The following is a 4,097-nucleotide window of genomic DNA, read 5'->3' as shown; positions in this document are numbered from 1 at the left end:
CTACTACGATGAAATAAGCGGCTCGTTACCCGATGAAGCTGCCAGAAAACTGGCGGCATAATTTCCGGGACGGTTCAACCCGAGGCCACGGCGTAAACCGCTACACACAGACGGTAACGCTCGCTGGCCTACGAAGGACCACCGCTGAGCCTGTTTTCACAGATTTCACGGTCCACCTACGATAACGACATAGGCTTCAGCAGTGTCACTCATCCTTTACCCATCTAATTCAACCGAAAACCACGGCAATTGCTGACATGTCATAAGCGCCTGGAACGGCGAAAGTTCCCGAGAATACACGGATATTGATAGACAGCGGCACCCCACAATATCCAGATGGCGAGATTCTCTTAGCCGCCGGTTCGAGTCCGGCCCGAGGCACCAAATGTGGCTTTGACCTGCAGTTTTACTATTTTTGCCAGGTGCTCCGAGGGGTCAAATCACGTTTTACTCACATTATTGGAGGAAAAGTTGCTCACGTTTTTGGCTTGTGGAGGTCCAATTCCGACTCCGGTTTTCGTCACGTTTTTCGATCTGGGGGCAGAAAATCGCCGGCAATCCGCGGTTTTTCTGGGTCTACGTTATTTCGGCAGGGGGCTCGGAAATATTGCCCCTCCGTTCGCCCTTCTTTTGGCACCGGGCACGATCGGTTGGCCCAAGAACTTCCATTGTGACTGCATGCGACGGTGCCCAGCAGACTCGGCATTCCAGCCTGGTAGCCTTCCGGTTGGCCAGATGCGCAACGGGACCCATAAGAGAACCACTACCAAAACAGTTCACATCACCCTGAGGGACCGTTGCTCGGTAGACATCGACGTGGGTTAAGCCATCACGGCCCAGCTCATGATGACTATGAACATTGAACAGGTGGACGAGCGAGAAAGTACCTGGGAGCAGCAGGACTCCATCTTTCGGGTCTACTTACTTTGGTACGAGGCACGCACCCCATTTCGCCACCACTTTAGATGACCCTCGTCGTCCTGTAGCCATGGCTGAAAACTGAGCGTAAGCTGTCCGTAAATATTTCTGGTCTCGCCCTTTGAAGAAAGCTAATTTCCCGTCCAGAAAGTAACTAGGCCATGTCAGAATCCACTGAAAGCTCCCACCATCCCGTCCCCGTTGTTTTCATCCACGGCCTGTGGCTCCATTCCAGCTCTTGGGACCCGTGGCTGGGGAAGTTTCGTTCCCACGGCTATGCCGTAACGGCTCCGGGATGGCCAGGAGAAGGCGAAACCGTCGCCGCCACCCGCGAAGAACCCGACGGGATGAATGATGTCGGGATTGAAGCGATCTGCCACCACTATGCCGACCTCATCGGCGAACCCGAGGTCAAGCCCATCGTCATCGGCCACTCCTTCGGCGGCCTCATAGCCCAAGAGCTACTGGCCCACGGCTATGCCGCAGCCGCAGTGGCCATCGACCCGGCACCCATCAAGGGCGTCAAGGCACTGCCGTTCTCGGCGCTGAAGACAGCGTTCCCCGTACTTTCTAACCCGGCAAACCGTAAGAAAACGGTGTCCCTGAACGCCAAACAGTTCCACTACAGCTTTGGCAACACGCTGGAGGAGAGTGAGTCTAACGAACTCTTTGAGAGGTGGACCATTCCGGGGCCCGGACGCCCGCTGTTTGAAGATGCAACCGCCAACTTCGCAAAGAATTCTCCAGCCACCGTTGACACCCACACAGCGGAAAGGGGTCCACTGCTCCTGACTGCAGGAACCGAAGACCACACCGCACCCAAGATTGTTGTACAGCAGGCATTCAAGCTCTACGCCGACAATGCCAAATCCGTCACTGAGTACCATGAGTTCGAAGGGCGGGGTCATTCCCTGGCCATTAACAACGGATGGGACGACGTCGCAAACGTCACCTTGGAATGGCTGAGCGGCAAGGGGCTCTAGCACAATGGATCTTGGTCTGGAAGGGAAAGTTGCCGTAGTTACGGGCGCCAGCAAAGGAATAGGTCTTGCCATAGTTCGGGCCCTCCTGGTCGAAGGTGCCACCGTCGTTGCCTGCGCACGGTCAACGTCCCCTGAGCTGGACGAACTTCTGGGCCGCGTTCAGCTCACCTTCGTCCCTGTTGACCTAGCGGGGTCGGACGGAGGTCAAGCACTGGCCAATGCGGCAGGGCCCAAAATTGATATTCTCGTCAACAATGTCGGCGCCGCCAAAACCCGGCTTGGTGGCTTCCTGGAAATCTCCGACAATGACTGGGCAGCTTCCCTGAACCTGAACTTCCTGGCCGCCATGCGTGTCACCAGAGCCGTCCTTCCAACAATGCTGCACGCCGGCGGTGGAACAATCGTCAACGTGGCTTCCGTCAATGCGTTCCTTCCGGATCCCGACGTCATGGACTACAGCGCAGCGAAAGCGGCCCTCTGGAATTTCGCCAAGTCACTCTCGAAGGAATATGGCCACCAAGGTATTCGGGTGAACTGTGTCAGCCCAGGCCCGGTCGAGACAGACTTGTGGCTTGGCAGTGGAGGCGTTGCCGACACCGTGTCCCAGGCAACCGGCCAAACTCCCGCCGCTGTGGCCTCCGCCGCCGCATCCAGTGCGGCGACGGGACGGTTCAGCCACCCGGCCGAGATTGCCGACGTCGTGCTTTTCCTTGCCAGTGACAAGGCCGCCAATGCCACTGGATCAAACTTCACCATCGACGGCGGAATGATCACCACGCTGTGAAGACCTACCCTAAGAAGCCTGCACAAGCTCAGGGCCCGACGAGCTTGGCGAAAGAGGAAATGCCGGCGCGACTAATCCGGCGCAGGACGTTGACAATCACAACCACCCTACGTTTAGGCACCTAATGTTGTGGGAGTATTAGGTTCACGGTGTCCGGAATCGTGTCTAGTCCGGTGCGGAAAACAGAGCTGTCGAGTTTGGCCTTGAAGTCCCCCGTACGTTCACAGTTTCGCTCACGAAATAGATCCAGATCCATGACGGTCGAGAAGGCAAACGGGAGTATCCCAACGCCTAATTTCTTGACCTTCACTCTCTGCTCCCCCACCAAAACGGCGCCCAAAAGCCAGCTTCGCAGTCTCAACAGCCTGCGTGGCCCGCCGGACAGAAATGAGGCCACGAACAACGAAGTTCGTTGAAGCACACAGCACTCCTTTCAAAAACAGTGACATGCCATCAGCTATGTCGATGAACCTGCAAACGGCCATCAAACAGCAGTTCCAGCGCTACGCTGAAGGTCCTCGTCACGTTTTACTCACGTTTTTCAACGAATACCCACGCCAGTTGTTGGCATGTCATCGAGGCCCCGCTGTTCCGAACTACCTTGGAAACATGGAGTTTTCGAGGGGCAACGGAGGCCGTCGGCATGAGAGTCCTGAGTTTCTCTTGGCCGCCGGTTCGAGTCCGGCCCGGGGCGCAAAAGGGCCTCTGAACTGCGATTATGTCCCGCAGGTCATGGGCAGACGAAGGCAACTCCCCCTTTACTCCCCCAATTCAGCAAAATTTCCTCGCAATGCCGCTCCCCTTTTTCAACAGCTCCGGCCCCTCCTGCGCAAGGAAAGACCCAAAGGTTTTGGGAACACGCGGTTTCTACCCATCCGGGCCCCCAACGCCTCAGCGGGTAACGATGAAGCCTACGATCGCCCTGCTCTCTGGACTCCAAAACATCAGCAAAGACGTAAACATGCCATATCTACCGCCCGACGCCGAATGTTCCACCTGGTCGGGACAGTGGATCCTACAGCGATTATTAAGGCCAGCCAGCCACGCCATCTGACGTGGCTCAAATACCCTGAGCATATCCGGGCTCGCCGCAAACCTGGCAACCACTCCGGGGACGCCATTACCTTCAACTGCTCAGCGGAGTCAAGATGCCAGCTGCGACTTGAACCACTGAAGCCCGGCGGCACTTTGCAAGGAGGTTCACGCGAGGTGAATTCATGTACCGTTTACCCTCCGCCCCTTCACCGGACAAATCATCGGACTGGTCTTACGGGACGGTCAAAAAGTCAATGTCTCAAAAGCGCTTGTCAGCGCCCTGTTCGCCCGGTGGTGGACCGGCTAATACGAAAGTAAGGTGGGTCAGGCTGCCTCCCGGGTGATTAGGGTGACGTTGTAGCCGAGTGCTTGGAGGC

General features: G+C 56.7%; 2 protein-coding genes. Both read left to right on the top strand.

Features of this window, described 5'->3' with window-relative positions; translation table 11 throughout:
• The first annotated feature begins 1,079 nt into the window (after positions 1–1,079).
• On the top strand, positions 1,080–1,901 hold the full coding sequence (locus tag CVV68_RS22625; protein ID WP_110503234.1) for an alpha/beta hydrolase: 822 nt from the start codon (positions 1,080–1,082) through the stop codon (positions 1,899–1,901).
• 4 nt (positions 1,902–1,905) lie between these two features.
• Positions 1,906–2,685, top strand: a complete 780-nt coding sequence (locus tag CVV68_RS22620) for an oxidoreductase (protein ID WP_110503233.1) — start codon at positions 1,906–1,908, stop codon at positions 2,683–2,685.
• Positions 2,686–4,097: the final 1,412 nt, after the last annotated feature.

The sequence above is a fragment of the Arthrobacter livingstonensis genome, from assembly GCF_003219815.1.
GTDB lineage: Bacteria > Actinomycetota > Actinomycetes > Actinomycetales > Micrococcaceae > Specibacter > Specibacter livingstonensis.
Note: the sequence above shows the minus strand (reverse complement) of the source record. Positions and strands in the feature narration are given on the sequence as shown.

What these genes read in the sequence shown, in the direction of transcription:
- CVV68_RS22625 (WP_110503234.1), top strand. Translation starts at nt 1,080, where the DNA reads ATGTCAGAATCCACTGAAAGCTCCCACCATCCCGTCCCCGTTGTTTTC.
- CVV68_RS22620 (WP_110503233.1), top strand. Translation starts at nt 1,906, where the DNA reads ATGGATCTTGGTCTGGAAGGGAAAGTTGCCGTAGTTACGGGCGCCAGC.